The sequence below is a fragment of the Flintibacter sp. SJQ-8 genome, from assembly GCF_054108085.1.
In genome coordinates this window covers 40,800-57,371 of sequence record NZ_JBPJWR010000017.1, presented here as the reverse complement: position 1 = coordinate 57,371, position 16,572 = coordinate 40,800, and the positions used below count along the sequence as shown (strand labels likewise).

The 16,572-nt window shown below is 63.0% G+C and carries 12 protein-coding genes and 4 tRNA genes; 13 read left to right on the top strand and 3 right to left on the bottom strand.

The genetic code is table 11. The features are described from left to right. Positions 1-24: 24 nt before the first annotated feature. Together ACSAMP_RS16015 and ACSAMP_RS16010 are read left to right on the top strand one after the other, a co-directional pair. Positions 25-324, top strand: coding sequence for a Dabb family protein (locus ACSAMP_RS16015; RefSeq protein WP_441796147.1), 300 nt, complete (start codon positions 25-27; stop codon positions 322-324). A gap of 179 nt (positions 325-503) precedes the next feature. After that, positions 504-577: transfer RNA gene (locus ACSAMP_RS16010), tRNA-Gln, on the top strand. 110 nt (positions 578-687) lie between these two features. Here ACSAMP_RS16010 and ACSAMP_RS16005 read toward each other — a convergent pair. Further along, on the bottom strand, positions 688-1,869 hold the full coding sequence (locus tag ACSAMP_RS16005) for a MalY/PatB family protein (RefSeq protein ID WP_457801019.1): 1,182 nt from the start codon (positions 1,867-1,869) through the stop codon (positions 688-690). A 123-nt stretch (positions 1,870-1,992) separates the two neighbouring features. Here ACSAMP_RS16005 and ACSAMP_RS16000 point away from each other — a divergent pair, with 123 nt between their 5' ends. The 11 genes from ACSAMP_RS16000 to ACSAMP_RS15950 all read left to right on the top strand — a co-directional run bounded on the left by ACSAMP_RS16000 (position 1,993) and on the right by ACSAMP_RS15950 (position 14,141). Further along, on the top strand, positions 1,993-2,544 hold the full coding sequence (locus ACSAMP_RS16000; RefSeq protein ID WP_457801018.1) for a helix-turn-helix domain-containing protein: 552 nt from the start codon (positions 1,993-1,995) through the stop codon (positions 2,542-2,544). A gap of 112 nt (positions 2,545-2,656) precedes the next feature. Continuing rightward, positions 2,657-3,982, top strand: a complete 1,326-nt coding sequence (locus ACSAMP_RS15995; RefSeq protein WP_457801017.1) for an MATE family efflux transporter — start codon at positions 2,657-2,659, stop codon at positions 3,980-3,982. Positions 3,983-4,137: 155 nt separating this feature from the next. Next, a complete protein-coding gene (locus ACSAMP_RS15990; protein ID WP_441796160.1) occupies positions 4,138-5,907 on the top strand; it encodes an FtsW/RodA/SpoVE family cell cycle protein in 1,770 nt (589 codons plus the stop codon). Beyond that, a complete protein-coding gene (locus tag ACSAMP_RS15985) occupies positions 5,904-7,268 on the top strand; it encodes a penicillin-binding transpeptidase domain-containing protein (protein ID WP_457801016.1) in 1,365 nt (454 codons plus the stop codon). Before ACSAMP_RS15990 ends, ACSAMP_RS15985 begins: the two co-directional genes overlap by 4 nt. Before the next feature lie 98 nt (positions 7,269-7,366). After that, positions 7,367-8,185 (top strand): peptidoglycan editing factor PgeF, encoded by an 819-nt coding sequence (gene pgeF / locus ACSAMP_RS15980; RefSeq protein ID WP_457801015.1) that lies wholly within the window; start codon positions 7,367-7,369, stop codon positions 8,183-8,185. A 16-nt stretch (positions 8,186-8,201) separates the two neighbouring features. Beyond that, positions 8,202-9,725 carry an ABC transporter substrate-binding protein gene (locus tag ACSAMP_RS15975; protein WP_457801014.1) on the top strand — a complete coding sequence of 508 codons (1,524 nt, stop codon included), beginning with the start codon at positions 8,202-8,204 and terminating at the stop codon, positions 9,723-9,725. A gap of 65 nt (positions 9,726-9,790) precedes the next feature. After that, entirely contained in the window at positions 9,791-13,471 is a 3,681-nt protein-coding gene (locus tag ACSAMP_RS15970; protein ID WP_457801013.1) for a phosphoribosylformylglycinamidine synthase, read from the top strand. Between the two features lie 165 nt (positions 13,472-13,636). Then, positions 13,637-13,713 (top strand) — tRNA-Met (locus tag ACSAMP_RS15965). 40 nt (positions 13,714-13,753) lie between these two features. Beyond that, positions 13,754-13,828, top strand: a tRNA-Glu gene (locus ACSAMP_RS15960). Between the two features lie 27 nt (positions 13,829-13,855). Next, positions 13,856-13,931, top strand: a tRNA-Val gene (locus ACSAMP_RS15955). A 48-nt stretch (positions 13,932-13,979) separates the two neighbouring features. Then, complete coding sequence (locus ACSAMP_RS15950) at positions 13,980-14,141, top strand: GIY-YIG nuclease family protein (RefSeq protein WP_457801012.1); 162 nt, start codon at positions 13,980-13,982, stop codon at positions 14,139-14,141. A gap of 84 nt (positions 14,142-14,225) precedes the next feature. On the opposite strand, the gene ACSAMP_RS15945 is transcribed toward ACSAMP_RS15950, so the two are convergent. Both ACSAMP_RS15945 and ACSAMP_RS15940 read right to left on the bottom strand, forming a co-directional pair. After that, a complete protein-coding gene (locus tag ACSAMP_RS15945) occupies positions 14,226-15,395 on the bottom strand; it encodes an ISL3 family transposase (protein ID WP_457799313.1) in 1,170 nt (389 codons plus the stop codon). Between the two features lie 215 nt (positions 15,396-15,610). Further along, a complete protein-coding gene (locus ACSAMP_RS15940) occupies positions 15,611-16,435 on the bottom strand; it encodes a 4Fe-4S binding protein (RefSeq protein WP_457801011.1) in 825 nt (274 codons plus the stop codon). Positions 16,436-16,572: the final 137 nt, after the last annotated feature.

Here is a 16,572-nt window from a genome sequence, read left to right as displayed (position 1 = left end):
ATTATACTAAGGAGGGTCCCATTTATGGTCCGTCATATCGTATCCTGGAACTTCAAGCCCGAGCTCACCCCCCAGCAGCGCCAGGCCATTGGCCAGGAGGTAGTGGAGAAGCTCACCGCCCTGAAGGGCAAGGTCCCTGTGCTGAAAGACATCAGCGTCTTCTGTCCCCCCATGGACAGCAGCAGCTGTGACCTGGTCCTCTATTCCGAGGTGGAGCAGGAGTCTGATCTGCCCCTGTATCAGAACCACCCGGAGCACCAGGCCATTCTGCCCCTGATCCGGGACAACTTCTGCGACCGCCGCTGCTGCGACATCCAGGGTTAAGCCCATCTGTCCCCCTCCCCGCCGGGTCCTGTTTCCCGGTGGGGAGAGCGGGGCGTTTGGCCCCGAGTTTCACGCCGTGAAAAATTTTTTGAGAAATTTGAAAATAACGCTTGACATTTCTCAAATCCCTGCTATAATCAGTCATGTTCCTGCGGCGAACCACTTCGCCAGACGGACATAGCGGGATTGTGTAAGGGTAGCACGACAGACTCTGACTCTGTTTGTGAGGGTTCGAATCCTTCTCCCGCTGCCAGAAAATCACCACTCATCCGAGTGGTGATTTTTCTTTTCTCTCATCAAATATTTAAGCTGCCGCCCCGGTATCCGCATCAGGACGCCGGGGCGGCGGTCTGTTATTTTCTATCACAGTTGGTCCAGAGCTTGGGCGATGCGCTCCAGAGCCTGGGTCAGCTGCTGCCTGGGGCAGGCGAAGTTCAGCCGCTGGAAGCCGTCCCCCTCGCCGTTGGGGCCGAACTTGGCCCCGTCGTCCGTGGCCACCCGGGCCTTATGGCACATAAAGTCCCACAGCTGCGCCCGGTCCATGCCATAGTCCCGAAAGTCCAGCCAGGCCAGATAGGTGGCCTCCGGCGGACGATACTTCACCCGGGGCATTCTTTGGGCGATAAATTCCCCAATGTATTGGGCGTTGCCCCGGAGATAGACCAGCAGCTGCTCCAGCCAGTCCTCCCCCTGGTCATAGGCGGCGATCTGGGCCGCCGCCCCAAAGTTGCCCGGCCACAGGTAATAAGGGGCCAGCTTCTCCTGAAAGGCCGCCCGGATCTGGTCGTTGGGGATGATGATGTCAGACACCAGCAGCCCCGCCAGGTTGAACGTCTTGGAGGGGGAGGTGCAGATGATGCACCGCTGGACCAGCTCCTCCTCCAGGGTGCCATAGGCCACGAACTGCCCATCCAGGATCAGGTCCCCGTGGATCTCGTCCACGGCCAGCATCACGCCGTGTTCCAGACAGATGCGGCCCACCCGCTCCAGCTCTTCCCGGGTCCAGCAGCGACCCACCGGGTTGTGGGGGCTGCACAGGATCATGAACTTGGTCCTGGGGTCCCGGGCCAGGCGCTCCAGAGCGCCAAAGTCCATCTCATACCGGCCCTCCCGCTCCACCAGGGGGTCAAAAGCGATCTCCCGCCCGGTGCGGCGGATGTAGTCGTAATAGGGATAGTACACCGGGGACTGGACGATCACCCGGTCCCCAGGCTGGGTATACAGCTCGATGCCGCACACCAGGGCCATGTTCACCCCGGGGGTATAGAGGACCCAGTCGGGCCGGATGTCCCAGCCGTTGCGGCGCTTCTGCCAGTCCACGCAGGCCTGAAGATAGTCCGGGGAGGGATAGGCATAGCCATAGGTCCCGTGCTCCGCCCGGCGCCGGACGGCCTGGGCCACGGCGGGGGCCGTTTCAAAGTCCATGTCCGCGATGCCCATGGGGATGACGTCGTCTGCGCCGAACATCTGCCGCCGCAGCTTGGGGGACCACTTGATGGAGATCTCCCGGGTGCGGTCAATGGGCCGGTCAAAGTTGTATTCCATGGTGACACATCCTTCCCTTTTCTCTTGTTGTGTGATATAATGCAGTTAAGCGTTCAATATATCGCTCTGTTCGATATAATAATATGACTTGTTTATTAAAATGTCAATAGTGGAGGAATGATTTTGGACCCGGTAAATTTTGCGGTGGCGCAGAACATCAAGCGTCTGCGGGAAAAACAGAAGCTGAGCATGGACGAGCTGTCCCGGCTGAGCGGGGTGAGCAAGAGTATGCTGGCCCAGATCGAGCGGGGGGATGGCAACCCCACCCTGTCCTCCCTGTGGAAGATCGCCAACGGGATGCGCGTCCCCTTCGACGCCCTCACCGCCCGGCCCAAGCCGGACTATCAGATCATCCGCCTGCCCGACATCCAGCCCATTTTAGAGGACGAGGGCCGGGTGAAGAACTATTCCGTCTTCCCCGATGACGAGGGCCGCCGCTTCTCCGTCTATTACATGGAGCTGGACCCGGGCAGCTTTTGGCGCTCTGACCCCCACATCGTGGGCACCATCGAATTCATCACCCTGATCCGGGGGACGCTGGAGATCGTGGCCGGGGAACAGACCTTTACCATCCGCCCCGGGGAGAGCATCCGCTTCCCCGGCGACACCGTCCACTCCTATCGGAATCTGGACCCCGACTCCACCGCCCTGCATTTGATCATGTACACCCCCTGACCGGCCTTGACTTTATCACAGCGCTGTGTTATGTTGAACACACGGGTGAGCACCTACCGTCCAAGCAGTCAGGCTGAACAGTCTGGCTGCTTTTTTACCAGGAGGTCATGTTGTGACACAGACAGATACGCGGGGCGGCGTGGCCGCCGTACTGATCCGATTCAGCCTGCCGCTGATCATCAGCGGTATATTACAGCAGCTTTATAACTGGGCGGACGCCTTTATCGTGGGCCACGCCGTGGGGGAGAGCGCCCTGGCGGCAGTGGGGGCCACCACGGCGGTGAGCGTATTTTTCACCATGGCCATCACCGGCTTTACCCAGGGGCTGTCTATTCTGGCCGCCCAGCGCTTTGGCAGCGGGGACCGGGCGGGGCTGCGGCCCATCCTGTCCACCTTTTTAGTGGTGCTGCTGCCCCTGGCTGTTCTGTGCGCCGCCCTTGGGGTGTGGGCCAGCGGCTCCCTGCTGCACCTGCTCCACACGCCGGAGAACATTCTGGCCTTTGCCGGGGACTATCTGCGCATCATCTTCATCGGCGTGCCCTTCCTGGCGGCGTATAACCTCTATTCCGCCCTGCTCCGGGCCATGGGGGACAGCCGGGCACCCTTCTACGCGGTGGTGGTGTCCTCCCTGGCCAATGTGGCATTGGACCTGTGGTTCGTGGCGGGCCTTGGCTGGCAGGTGGCGGGTGCGGCAGCGGCCACCGTTTTGTCCCAGGGGGCCATGGCCCTCTTCATCCTGGTCTATGCCCACCGGCGCTATCCCCTGCTGCGCCTGTCCTTGAAAGAGCCCCTGTTCCGCCGGGAGAACTTTGCCCAGGGGCTGCGGTTCGGTCTGCCCCCCGCCCTGCAATTCAGCGTCACCGCCGGGGGCAACATCGCCCTGCAAAACTTTATGAACGGCTTCGGCTCTCACACCGTGGCCGCCATCACCACCGCCTATCGAGTGGACACCATTATGCTGCTGCCCATCATCAATCTGGGGTCGGCCATCTCCACCATGGTGGCCCAGAGCAAGGGGGCGGGGGAGCCGCAGCGGGCCCGGCACTTCTGGCGCACGGGCGCTGTGATGAATCTGGTGGTCTCTCTGCTGCTCATGGCCGTCATGCTGCTGTTCGGCGGCAAGCTGGTGGCCCTGTTCGGCGTGGAGGCGGAGGCCGCCGCCATTGGCCGCCGGTTCTTCCAGCGCATCTCCCTGTTCTATGTGTTCTTCGGGCTGGCCTGCTCCATGCGGGGGACCATCGAGGGCACGGGCCGGGTGGTCTATTCCAGCGCCGTGAGCATCGCCGCCCTGCTGCTGCGCATCGCCCTGTCCTATCTGCTGGCCGGTGCCTTCCTGAACATGGCCATCGCCTATGCCGAGGGCCTGCACTGGATCTTCATGGTCCTGTGCTTTCTGCCCTTCTTCCTGCGCCGGGACCGCTGGGCGCAAAACTCCTAACTCCTCGCTCATCACTCCTAACTCCGGGAGGGGCTTCGGCCCTTCCCGGTTTTTCTCCCTCTTGTGCTCTTTGTCGTTTCGTGATATCCTGTTCTATCATTCCCTGTTCTACGATCTTCTGTTTTTCCCTGTCCTTTTGAAAGGAGGTCCTTTCTTTGTCCGAAAAGCTCCACGCCCTGGGAGACGCCATTGTCCGGGCCTTTCCCCAGGCCGACGTTCTGCGCACCCAGGTCCCCCAGTGGGTCCAGGCCCACGGGGAACTCATCTGGCTGTACACCGGGATCACCCGGCTGCTCTTCCCCCTGCTAGCCCTGCTCATCCTCGTCCGGGCCATCCGGGGGCTGCTGCGCATCCCCACCGCCGGGGAGGTCTGGGGTCAGCTGGCCCTGCCCGGGGGCGGCTCCCTGCCCATCCGGCACTGGGAAAATATTCTGGGCCGGGCTCCCCTGGCCGACCTGCGGCTAGATCTGCCCACCGTGTCCCGGCAGCACGCCGCCCTGGTCCGGGAGGAGAACGGCCAGTGGCGCATCCACGACCTGGGCTCTAAGGCCGGGACACTGGTGAATGACAAGCCCGTGGAGGGCTCCGCCCCCCTGAAAGTGGGGGACGCCCTCAGCGTGGGCGGGGTGAAGCTGCTGTTTCTGCCCCTGTCCCGGGCCGAGGAGGAGCAGCTGCTCCAGCGCCGGAGGGCGGAGGCCCCCCTGTCCATGGTCCCCTCCCTGCTGTGGCTGACCCTGTTTCAGATTTTGGCCGCCGTGCAGCTGTTCCTGGCCAGCGGCGGGGAGCACCGCACCGCCCCCCTGACCCTGCTGGTGCTCACCCTGGTCATGTGGGTCTATTACGGCTCCGCCCGCCGCCGTCTGCGGGGGTTCGAGCTGGAGACCATCGCCTTTTTCCTGTCCACCCTCTCCCTGGCCGTCACCGCCTCCTCCGCCCCGGAGTCCACGGTGAAGCAGCTCATCGCCATCATCCTGGGGCTGATCTTCCTGTCCGCCCTCACCGCCTGGATGGCCGACCCGGCCCGGCTGCAAAAGCTGCGCTGGCTCATGGCCGCCCTGGCCATCGGCCTGCTGTCCGTCACATTGGTGCTGGGCCGGAGCAAATTCGGCGCGGCCAACTGGATCATTCTGGGGCCGTTTTCCTTCCAGCCCTCAGAGATCGCAAAGATCTTCTATATCTTCGCCGGTTCCGCCACCCTGGAGCGGCTGTTCCGCAGGCGGAACCTGGGGCTGTTCATGGTCCTCACCGGGGTATGCCTGCTGTGTCTGGCCCTGATGAGCGACTTTGGCACCGCCTGCATCTTCTTCGCCACGTTCCTGGTCATCGCCTATCTCCGCTCCGGCGACTTTGCCACATTGTCCCTGCTGTGCGGCGGGGCGGCCTTTGCCGGGCTGCTGGTGCTGCGGTTCAAGCCCTATATCTTCCGGCGCTTTGCCTCCTGGGGCCACGCCTGGCAGGCGGCCTCCACCACCGGCTATCAGCAGACCCGGGCCATGTCCGCCGCCGCCTCCGGCGGTCTGGTGGGCATGGGGGCGGGCAACGGCTGGCTGCAAAACATCCCCGCGGCGGACACCGACCTGGTGTTCGGGATGCTGTGCGAGGAGTGGGGCCTGCTCATCGCCGTGCTGGCGGTGCTGTCCATTTTGACGCTCACGGTGTTTGCCGCCCGGGCCTGCCGGGTGGGCCGCTCCGCCTTCCCCACCATCGCCGCCTGCGCCGCCGGGTCCCTGCTGGCGGCCCAGACCGCCCTGAACGTGTTCGGCGCCATGGACCTGCTGCCTCTCACCGGAGTGACGCTGCCCTTTGTGTCCAACGGCGGCTCAGCCATGATCGCCTCCTGGGGCCTGCTGGCCTTTCTCCGGGGGGCGGACACCCGGGAGCGGAGCCGCCGTGCTCCCGCGAAAAAGGAGGTCTCTTCCCAATGAAAAAACTGGAACGCCGGGCCCGGCTGTGTCTCATTCTGGCCGGACTGCTGCTGGCGGGACTGGGGCTGTTTCTGGTCCGCTTCGGCTTCAGCGGCAGCCGCTGGGCCTCCTCCCCCTTCAACCGCCACCTCTATAACCGGGACGGGGCCCTGATCAGCGGAACAGTGCTGGACCGGAACGGGACGGTCCTGTCCTATGTGGACGACAACGGGGACCGCCGCTGCGCCGACGGCAAGACCCTGCGGAAGGCCACCCTCCACGCCGTGGGCGACCCCCAGGGGAACATCGGCACCGGGGCTCTCACCGCCTTCGCCCGAAAGCTCACGGGATACTCCCTGCTGTTTGGGGCCTATAACGCCCGGGAGGGCAACGACCTGTATCTCACCATCGACGCCGACCTGAACGAGACGGCCTATCAGGCCCTGGACGGCCGGAAGGGCACCGTGGCCGTGTACAACTATAAGACGGGAGAGGTGCTGTGCATGGTCTCCTCCCCCTCCTACGACCCGAAGAACGTCCCCGACGACTTAGAGACCAACGACAAATATCAGGGGGTATACCTCAATCGGTTTCTCTCCTCCTCTTTCACCCCCGGCTCAGTGTTCAAGACCGTGACCCTGGCCGCCGCGTTGGAGAAGATCCCCGATTTGTACAGCCGCACCTTCTATTGCGAGGGCTCGGCGGAGATCGGCGGGGAGACGGTGACCTGCACCGCCGCCCACGGGGAGCAGACCATTCAGGACGCCCTGGCCAACTCCTGCAACGTCGCCTTTGGCCAGCTGGCGGTGGAGTTGGGGGCCAACACCCTGGAGAAATACGCCGGAAAGGCCGGGCTTACCAAATCCTATGACGTGAGCGGCATCCCCACCGCCGCCGGGTCGGTGGACCTGTCCGGGGCGTCGGATAACGACCTGGCCTGGGCCGGGGTGGGCCAGTATCACGACAGCGTGAACCCCTGCGCCCTGATGATCTATATGGGGGCCATCGCCAACGGGGGCAAGGCCGTGCAGCCCACCCTGATCCAGAAGGTGGTCTCCCCCGGTCTGCCCACCCTGCCCCAGTTCACCCACACCACCCGGCGGATGATCCAGGCGGACACCGCCCAGGCCATCGCCGACATGATGGCCAACAACGTCTCCGCCACTTACGGCACCAAGCGCTTTTCCGGCATGGACCTGTGCGCCAAGTCGGGCACGGCGGAGGTGGGGGCCGACCAAAAGCCCCACGCCTGGTTCACCGGCTTCCTCCGCAATGAGGAGGCCCCCTATGCCTTTGTGGTCCTGGTGGAAAACGGCGGCGGCGGGTCAGAGGTGGCCGGGACGGTGGCGGCAAAAGTGCTGAAAGCCGCCCTGGCTTCCTGAATCGGTTTGCACGTTTTTTCCCCCGGTTTGGGGTTGTCATATAGGCCATTTTAGGATAAAATAAGATATCTATTCACCATCTATTAGGGGGGACCGCCGTGGACATCGTTTTTCAGGAACGCCATGGGGTCCCCTTTTATGCCTGCACGGACCCACGCTGGTCCGGCGCGCCCCACGGCTTTTCCACCCGCCTGGGCGGCGTGTCTCCCGCTCCCTGGGACAGTCTGAACCTGGGGGCCGGACGGGGGGACGACCCCGCCCGGGTGGGGGAGAACTTCCGCCGCTTCTGCCGGGCCGTGGGCACCGACGCCCATGCTCTGGTGAAAAACCACCAGGTACACGGCACAGATATCCGCTCCGTCACCCGGGCAGACGTGCTGTCTGACCCCGCTCTGCCTGGGGAGTTCCCCGCCGACGGCCTGGTGACCGACCAGCCGGGGGTGTGCCTGACCATCTTCTCCGGGGACTGCATCCCCATTTTGCTCTATGACCCCCATCGAAACGTGATCGCCGCCGTCCACGCCGGGTGGCGGGGCACCGCCGCCGGGGCGGCGTTTCAGGGCGCCCTGGCCATGACCGGGCGCTACGGCTGCCGCCCGGAAAATATCCTGGCCGCCATCGGCCCGGGCATCGCCCCCTGCTGCTTCGAGACCCATATCGACGTCCCTGACGGTCTGCGGGCCGGGCTGGGAAAAGACGTCCAGGACTTTATCGCCCCCATCCCCGGCACGGACAAGTTCCACGTGGATCTGAAGGGGGCCAACGCCCGCTGGCTGGAGCGGGCCGGATTAGACCCGGCCCACATCGCCCTGTGCCCCGCCTGCACCGCCTGCCGCCTGGACCGCTTCTGGTCCCACCGCATCCAGGGCGCCCGCCGGGGCAGCATGGCCGCCATGATCCAGCTGTCTGAAACCTGATTTTTAAGGAATGACTATGAAACATCTCCGTTTTCTCCTCTGCCTGGCCCTGGTGGCAGCCCTGCTCACCGCCTGCGGGCCGAAGGGGGACGGCTCCGCCTCTTCCTCCGGCAGCGGCGGCTCCTCTGTCTCCTCCTCGGGCAGCGTCTCCGACCCGGAGCCTGCCCCCGTCCCCGCCAGTCTCACCCTGGCGGCCTATCCCTCTGATTCCTTTCACCCCGTTCTGGGGACAAACCGCTCTAACCTGACCCTGGCCCCCCTGCTGTACGAGCCCCTGTTTCAACTGGACGAGACCTTTCAGCCCGTGCCTGTGCTGTGCAGCCAGGCTGACAGCGCCGACGGCCTCACCTGGACCCTCACCCTGCGGGAGGGTGTCACCTTCTCCGACGGCTCCCCCCTCACCGGCGCTGTGGTGGCCGACGCTCTGAACACCGCCCGCCAGTCCGCCCGCTATGCCCAGCGGCTGCGGGACGTGTCCTCTGTTTCCGGCCAGGGGAATGTCATCACCGTCACCCTGGTCCGGGCCAACGGCAACCTGCCCGCCCTGCTGGATATCCCCATTTCCTCCGGCACCGGGGACCGCCCGGTGGGCACGGGCCCCTATGTGCTGTCTGAGACAGACGGAGCTTTGACCCTGTCCGCCCGCTCCGGCTGGTGGCAGGGAAAAGCCCTGCCGGTGCAGAGCATCCAGCTCACCGCCGCCTCCCGGTCAGAGGACCTGGTGTCCTCCTTCGCCGCGGGGGACGTGAGTCTGGTGGACGTGGACCTGATGGGCACCAACGCCCTGGGCTACTCCGGCAGCTATCAGACCTGGGACTATGCCACCACGGATTTTCTCTATCTGGGCTTTAACACCCAAAGCGGCCTGTGCCGCGCCCCGGAGATCCGCCAGGCCATCACCCGGGCCATTGACCGCACCCCGGTGGTGCAGGTGGACTTTGCCCGCCACGCCGTGGCCGCCGCCCTGCCCGTCCACCCCAGCAGCCCCCTGTACAACGCCGCCCAGGCCCAGACCCTGAGCTATGACCCGGAGCAGGCCGCCGCCAATCTGGAGGCCCTGCGGGCCGCTGGCAGGACGGTCACCCTGGTGGCCAACAGCGAGAACACCGCCAAGGCCGCCGCCGCCCAGCGCATCGCCGCCCAACTGGAGGCCGTCGGCCTGTCCGTGCGTCTGTCTCTGCTGTCCTATGACAACTATGTCAGCGCCCTGTCCGCCGGGAACTTCGACCTGTATCTGGGCCAGGTGACCCTCACCGGCGACTTTGACCTGGCCCCCCTGCTGTCCTCCTCGGGCAGCCTGAACTATGGCCGCTGGCAGGACGCCCTGGGGGACGCCCTCCTCTCTGCGCTGCAAGGCGCTCAGGGGGACGCCAGGACCCAAGCCGCCGCCGACCTGTTCGCCTATCTCAATCAACAGGCCCCCATCGTGCCTGTCTGCTTTAAAAACGGCTCCGTCCTCACCCAGTGGAGCAGGCTGTCTGGCCTGTCCCCCGTCCGTGGGAACGTGTTCTATCAACTGGAAAACTGGAACCTTTCTTAAATCACTTTGTTAATTTATGCAGGCGAGCCGCCATTTGTATGTGGCCGCCGGGAGGAGAGATAGAAATGAGTGTTTACCGCTGTTATTCCCAGAAGAAGCCCGGCTTCGACGTGGAGGCCCAGGGGCTGTGCAAGGCCCTGCGGGAGCAGCTCGGCGTGGCCGGACTGACCTCCGTGGCCATCCTGAACCGCTACGACGCCGACCAGATCGACCCCGCCGTCTATCAGCAGGCCAAGGGCATCGTGTTCTCCGAGCCCCAGGTGGACGTGGTCTATGACGAGACCTTCCCCCAGCCCGCCCAGCCCTGCGCCCTGCTGGCGGTGGAGGCCCTGCCCGGCCAGTTCGACCAGCGGGCCGACTCCTGCGCCCAGTGCATCCAGCTGATGGCCGGGGTGGAGCGCCCCCTCATCGCCTATGCCAAGGTATATGTGCTCCAGGGCCAGCTGTCTCAGGAGGACCTGAGCAAGATCCGCCACTACCTCATCAACCCCGTGGAGAGCCGTGAGGCCTCTATGGACAAGCCCGAGACCCTGGTCCGCACCCACGAGACCCCCGACCACGTGCCCACCATCGACGGCTTCATCTCCATGGACGAGAAGGCCCTGGCCGCCCTGCTGGACGAGCTGGGTCTGGCCATGGACCTGGACGACCTGAAGTTCCTCCAGACCTATTTCCGGGACGAGGAGCACCGTGACCCCACCATGACTGAGGTCCGCGTTGTCGATACTTACTGGTCTGACCACTGCCGCCACACCACCTTCTCCACCCACCTGGACCAGGTGGACGTGGACGACCCCCAGGTGAAGGCCGCCTATCAGCGGTATCTGGACGCCCGGGTGGAGGTCTATGGCCAGGAGAAGGCCGCCCAGCGGCCCCAGACCCTGATGGACGTGGCCACCATCGGCGCCAAGACCCTGAAGAAGCGTGGCCTGCTGCCCGAGCTGGACGAGAGCGAGGAGATCAACGCCTGCTCCATCCACGTCCCCGCCCAGGTGGACGGCAAGGAGCAGGACTGGCTGCTCATGTTCAAGAACGAGACCCACAACCACCCCACCGAGATCGAGCCCTTCGGCGGCGCGGCCACCTGCATCGGCGGCTGCATCCGGGACCCCCTGTCTGGCCGGGTGTATGTCCACCAGGCCATGCGCTTCACCGGCGGCGGCGATCCCCGCGTGCCCTTCTCTCAGACTTTAGAGGGCAAGCTGCCCCAGCGGAAGCTGGCCACCACCGCCGCCGCGGGCTACTCCTCCTACGGCAACCAGATCGGTCTGGCCACCGGCCACGTGGCCGAGGTGTATCACGAGGGCTACATCGCCAAGCGCCTGGAGTGCGGCGCAGTGGTGGGCGCGGCCCCCGCTGAGAACGTGGTCCGGGAGCGCCCCGCCCCCGGCGACGTGGTCATCCTGCTGGGCGGCCGCACGGGCCGCGACGGCATCGGCGGCGCCACCGGCTCCTCCAAGAGCCACAACAAGAAATCCCTGACGACGATGGCCAGCGAGGTGCAGAAGGGCAACGCCCCCGAGGAGCGGAAGATCCAGCGCCTGTTCCGCAACGGCGACGTGACCCGCCTCATCAAGCGCTGCAACGACTTTGGCGCCGGCGGCGTGTCCGTGGCCATCGGCGAGCTGGCCGACGGTCTGGAGATCGAGCTGGACGCCGTGCGCAAGAAGTATGACGGTCTGGACGGCACCGAGCTGGCCATCTCCGAGAGCCAGGAGCGCATGGCCGTTGTCGTCGCCCCCCAGGACGAGGAGAAGCTCATCGCCGCCGCCCAGGCGGAGAACCTGGAGGCCTATCGGGTGGCCGTGGTCACCGCCAGCCCCCGGATGGTCATGCACTGGAAGGGCCAGACCATCGCCGACCTGTCCCGGGCCTTCCTGGACACCAACGGCGCAGTGAAGCACGCCGCCGTCTCCGTGGCCAAGGCGGACCGCTCCGCCATGGGCAAAGAGAGCTTCCACTCTCTGAAGGAGATGGCCGCCAGCCTGAAGTGCGGCTCCCGCCGGGGCCTGACCGAGCGGTTTGACGGGTCCATCGGCTCCGCTTCCGTCCTCATGCCCTTCGGCGGCAAGACCCAGCGCACCCCCGCCCAGGCCATGTCCGCCCTGTTCCCCGTGCTGCCCGGCCAGGAGACCGACCAGGCCAGTGTGATGGCCTGGGGCTTTGACCCCGACCAGTCCGTGGTGGACCCCTATGCCGCCGCCCACGCCGCCGTGTACACCTCCATGGCCAAGCTGGTGGCCGCCGGCGCCGACTATCACAGGGCCTATCTCACTTTCCAGGAGTTCTTCGAAAAGCTGCGCACCGAGCCTCAGCGCTGGGGCAAGCCCTTCTCCGCCCTGCTGGGCGCTCTGGACGCGCAGCTGGAGCTGGGGGCCGCCGCCATCGGCGGCAAGGACTCCATGTCCGGCTCCTTCCTGGACAAGGACGTCCCCCCCACCCTCATCTCCTTCGCCATCGCCCCGGTGAAGGCCGATAAAGTGCTCTCCCCCGAGTTCAAGGCGGCGGATCACCCCGTGTATCTGTTCTCTTCCGAGGACAGCAAGTCCGCCTGGGAGGCCCTCTACGATCTGCACCAGGCCGGTAAGGTCAAGGCCGCCTGGGCCGTGGAGCACGGTCTGGCCCAGGCCGTGATGAACATGTCCTTCGGCAACCAGATCGGCTTCCAGGCCGGGATGGAGCCGGTGGACTGGTACGCCGACATGCCCGGCGCTATCGTGGCCGAGCTGACCGAGGAGGTCAATCTGCCCTGCGCCAAGCGCCTGGGCGAGACCACCCAGCCCGCCATCATTGCCCTGCCCGGCGAGGCCGTCTCTGTGGACGAGCTGCTGAAGCTGAACGACGGCGTTCTGGAGCAGGTCTATCCCACCCGCGCCGGTTCCAGCGAGGCGGTGGAGCCCATCACCTGGGACAAGCGCTCTGTGGTCGTGTGCAAGCACAAGGTGGCCCGCCCCCGTGCGGTCATCCCCGTCTTCCCCGGCACCAACTGCGAGTACGACACCGCCCAGGCCTGTCTGCGAGCGGGCATCGACCCCCAGATCGTGGTCATCCGCAACCTGACCCGGGATGCCCTGGCCCAGTCCGCCCAGGCCTTGGAGGCCGCCATCCGCGGCAGCCAGATGGTGGTGTTGCCCGGCGGCTTCTCCGGCGGCGACGAGCCCGACGGTTCCGGCAAGTTCATCGCCTCCTTCCTCCGCTCCCCCGCCCTGTCCGACGCCATCATGGAGCTGCTGAAAAACCGGGACGGCCTGATGCTTGGCATCTGCAACGGCTTCCAGGCCCTGGTGAAGCTGGGCCTGGTACCCTACGGCGAGATCCGTCCCATGGACGACCAGTGCCCCACCCTGACCTATAACCTGATCGGCCGCCACCAGAGCCGCTATGTCACCACCCGGGTGGCCAGCGTCCAGTCCCCCTGGATGCTCCGCTCCAACGTGGGCGACCTGCACACCGTGCCCATCTCCCACGGCGAGGGCCGCTTTGTGGGCCCCCAGGCGGTGATCGACCAGCTCATCGCCAACGGCCAGGTGGCCACCCAGTATGTGGACCTGGCGGGCCGGCCCTCCATGGACATCGACGTGAACCCCAACGGCTCTGTCCAGGCCATCGAGGGCGTGTTCTCCCCCGACGGCCGCGTCTTCGGTAAGATGGGCCACCTGGAGCGCCGGGGCCAATACGTCGGCCTGAACATCCCCGGCAACAAGCACCAGCCCCTGTTCGAGTCCGGCGCGGAGTATTTCAAATAATCACACAAGCCACTGCATGGCCCCAGACCCCCTGATTTTCAGCGGGTCCGGGGCCGGTTTCATCTCGTGAAAACTTTTTAAAAAACTTTTGAATTTCCTATTGACAATCTGCCTGTTCTCAGGTATACTAATGCCTGTCCTCCGCGAGAGGGCGACAAAAAATTCGGCGGCATAGCTCAGTTGGCTAGAGCACTCGGTTCATACCCGGGGTGTCACTGGTTCAAGTCCAGTTGCCGCTACCATTTAAGAATTACGGAGTCATCCGTTTCCATATAGCAAAACGGCCCGGTGGTCAAGCGGTTAAGACTCCGCCCTTTCACGGCGGCAACACGGGTTCGATTCCCGTCCGGGTCACCACTTCCCCATCGCCGTTTTCTCCAATATGGAGGCATAGCTCAGCCGGTAGAGCGTCCGCCTCACACGCGGAAGGTCACAGATTCGAGTTCTGTTGTCTCCACCATCTAAGAACACCACACAGAACTGTGTGGTGTTCTTGCTTTTTAGGCGGATGCGCCAGCTTCTCTGCGACCACCCGGATCGGTATCAGTTCTTCCAGTTCTCTATTTTGCAGCTTCTCCCCAAAACTGCCACCGATGAGGAAGTTATCCACACGGAAAGCCTGTGGAAGAAAAAGCTACTGTCCATCCCCTTCGGCATGAACGACAACTGAATCGTTTTGGTTCTACGTCAATAGTTGGGGTAGAGAAAAAGGAAATCGTCTCAAGCGGTGCCGGGAGTACTCTCGGCACTGCTTTTATGTGTGGCAAAACAGGATACGTCTTCTGAAATTATGGAAATTACGCATGCCGAAGCATACACGTTTCAGGACTTTCGTTTTGTTGTTGCAGCCTTCGATGAAGCCGTTTGACCAGGGTACATCCATAGAGTTCAAAATCTCGCGGAACCAGTTGCGATATGCTTTGATACAATCAGAAAATTCTGGTAGGCCCATTGTCTCAGCAGACCGCAGCCAATCGATCAGTTTCGGTTTTCCTGCCGCAGATGATTTGGCGCGTATCACGTCAAGAAACTCATTTTTTAGTCGATATGCGTCCGCAAGTCTGGGCGCGATCTCAAACATAAGAGCCAGCCGCTCCATTTCTTCGTTCGAGAGTTTTGCCATTGGTTTCATCAGAAGACATCTGGATCTCTTGAAGTATTTTCGGAATCTGGCGGAGGGTTTCTTCTGCTCCTTCTTTCTGACACGTTCCATCGCCCAATAGACCTGGCGGATCACATGATACCTGTCCGCGACAATGGCAGCGCCGGGAAAACAGGTTTTGGATACCGCTCGAAAATGAGGACTCATGTCACAGACAAAGTATTTTACACCGGTTTTGGATGGGAATTGTGAGAAATATTTGATAAGATCGTTCTCAAAGCGATTTGGTAAAATATCGACCACTTTGTGCTTTTCAGCATCCACGATAATGCTGTTGTACTTTTCTCCCCCGGAGTTGCCCTTGAATTCGTCGATGGAGAGCACTTCCGGCAATTGGGTCGGCTTAAAGGCGACGTATTTGAAATATCGCGCTGCGGTCGCCCCAGAGACGTTGTAGCGTGCGCCAATTTCTGAAGCGGGTACCAATTCATGAAACGCACCGATGATCGCAGCGACCAGCCGGCTGGTGACTCGGTGGTATCTTGGGAGAAAGAAATTTTTCTCAAAGAAGCGCTTGCCGCACATGCAGCGATAACGCCGCTTACGCAGGTGCAGCAGCGTTTTTCTGCCAAAGGGAACATCCTTGACCGTCTGCATTCGGTAGTCGTGTACACGGTCAGTGAGCGCGCCGCAGGCTGGGCACGGGTGCTTTGTTCTGGGTAATTCGAGGAAAATGTGTACCTCTCCAGAAATGTTTTCAACATTTGTAATAATCGCGTCTTCCAAGTTCAGCAGTTTTGCGGTATAATCTTTGTTGAGCATAGAGATCTTTCCTTTGTTGTGATTGGTGGTACTTTTATGATAAGGGATTTTTCCTCTATGCTCAACTTTTTTCATAATTAAGGGGTCAGGTTCTTCACCTGACCCCAACATTTATTATAGAACCATCGTTTTTTATAAGAAACCGCCGCCCCGCTCCCGTTCTGTTTGACGGGACGAGGCGGCAGTTTTTACTTTATTTCACTTTTCTTGCAAGCTCACAGGAACCACTCCGCCTGGGTGGGGCGGGTGTAATTCTGCTCCAGCATGGCCACGTGGGACAGGAAGGCGGGGTCATCCAGATACTTGGCCCCGGTGGGACAGATCTTAATGCAGGCGTGGCACTTGATGCAGATGCCGGCGCAGGTGTCCGGGGCATTGGCGGGGATAGAGCCCACGGGGCACACAGTGGCGCACAGGCCGCACTTGCTGCACTTGTCCGGGTCGGTCTTGGGGGTGGCCTTTAAGAACTTGGCGGGTTTTCCGTCGGTTCCCAGGGGGGTGTAGTAGGGGCCCACCGGGTCCTCACCCTTCACGGCGATGGGTGTGGGAATGTCCGCCAGCCGGGCCACTTTTTCCCCGATCTTGCGCCCGAACCCGGCCAGCTCCGCCAGGTCGTCCGCATTGGGACGGCCGGGGGCCAGCTTGTCGCTGAACACGTGCTCGGTGGGGACGCCCGCTCCGGCCACGGTGTGGAAGCCGTGGGCCTCCAGCTCGTTGCGCAGCTCCATCAGGGCGTTGTCATAGCTCCGGTTGCCGAACACCGCCACGGGGACGGCCAGAGCCCCGTTGCCCTGAAAACCGCTCTGCACAAAGGGCAGCAGCTTGTTGGGGATGCGTCCGGCATAGGTGGGTGTGCCGAAGATCACCAGGTCGCCGGGGCCATAGCTCCGGGTCTCCTGTCGAGCCTGGGGCAGGGTAAAATCGTCATAGGCCACGGGGACACCCAGCGCTGTCCCCACAGCGTCGGCCACGGTACAGATCACCTTTTTGGCATTGCCCGTGGGACTGAAAAACACGGCGTGTACTTTAGAGATCTCCATTGTTCTCGCTCCTCCATCTTCCTACGGATGAATTTCTGTGCAAGGCAAGTCAGCACAATAAAATAATTTTACAACCGCCACAAAAGAAAGTCAATTCCAAAGGAGCATTTTCGCCGCTTCCAACAACTTTCGGGCAA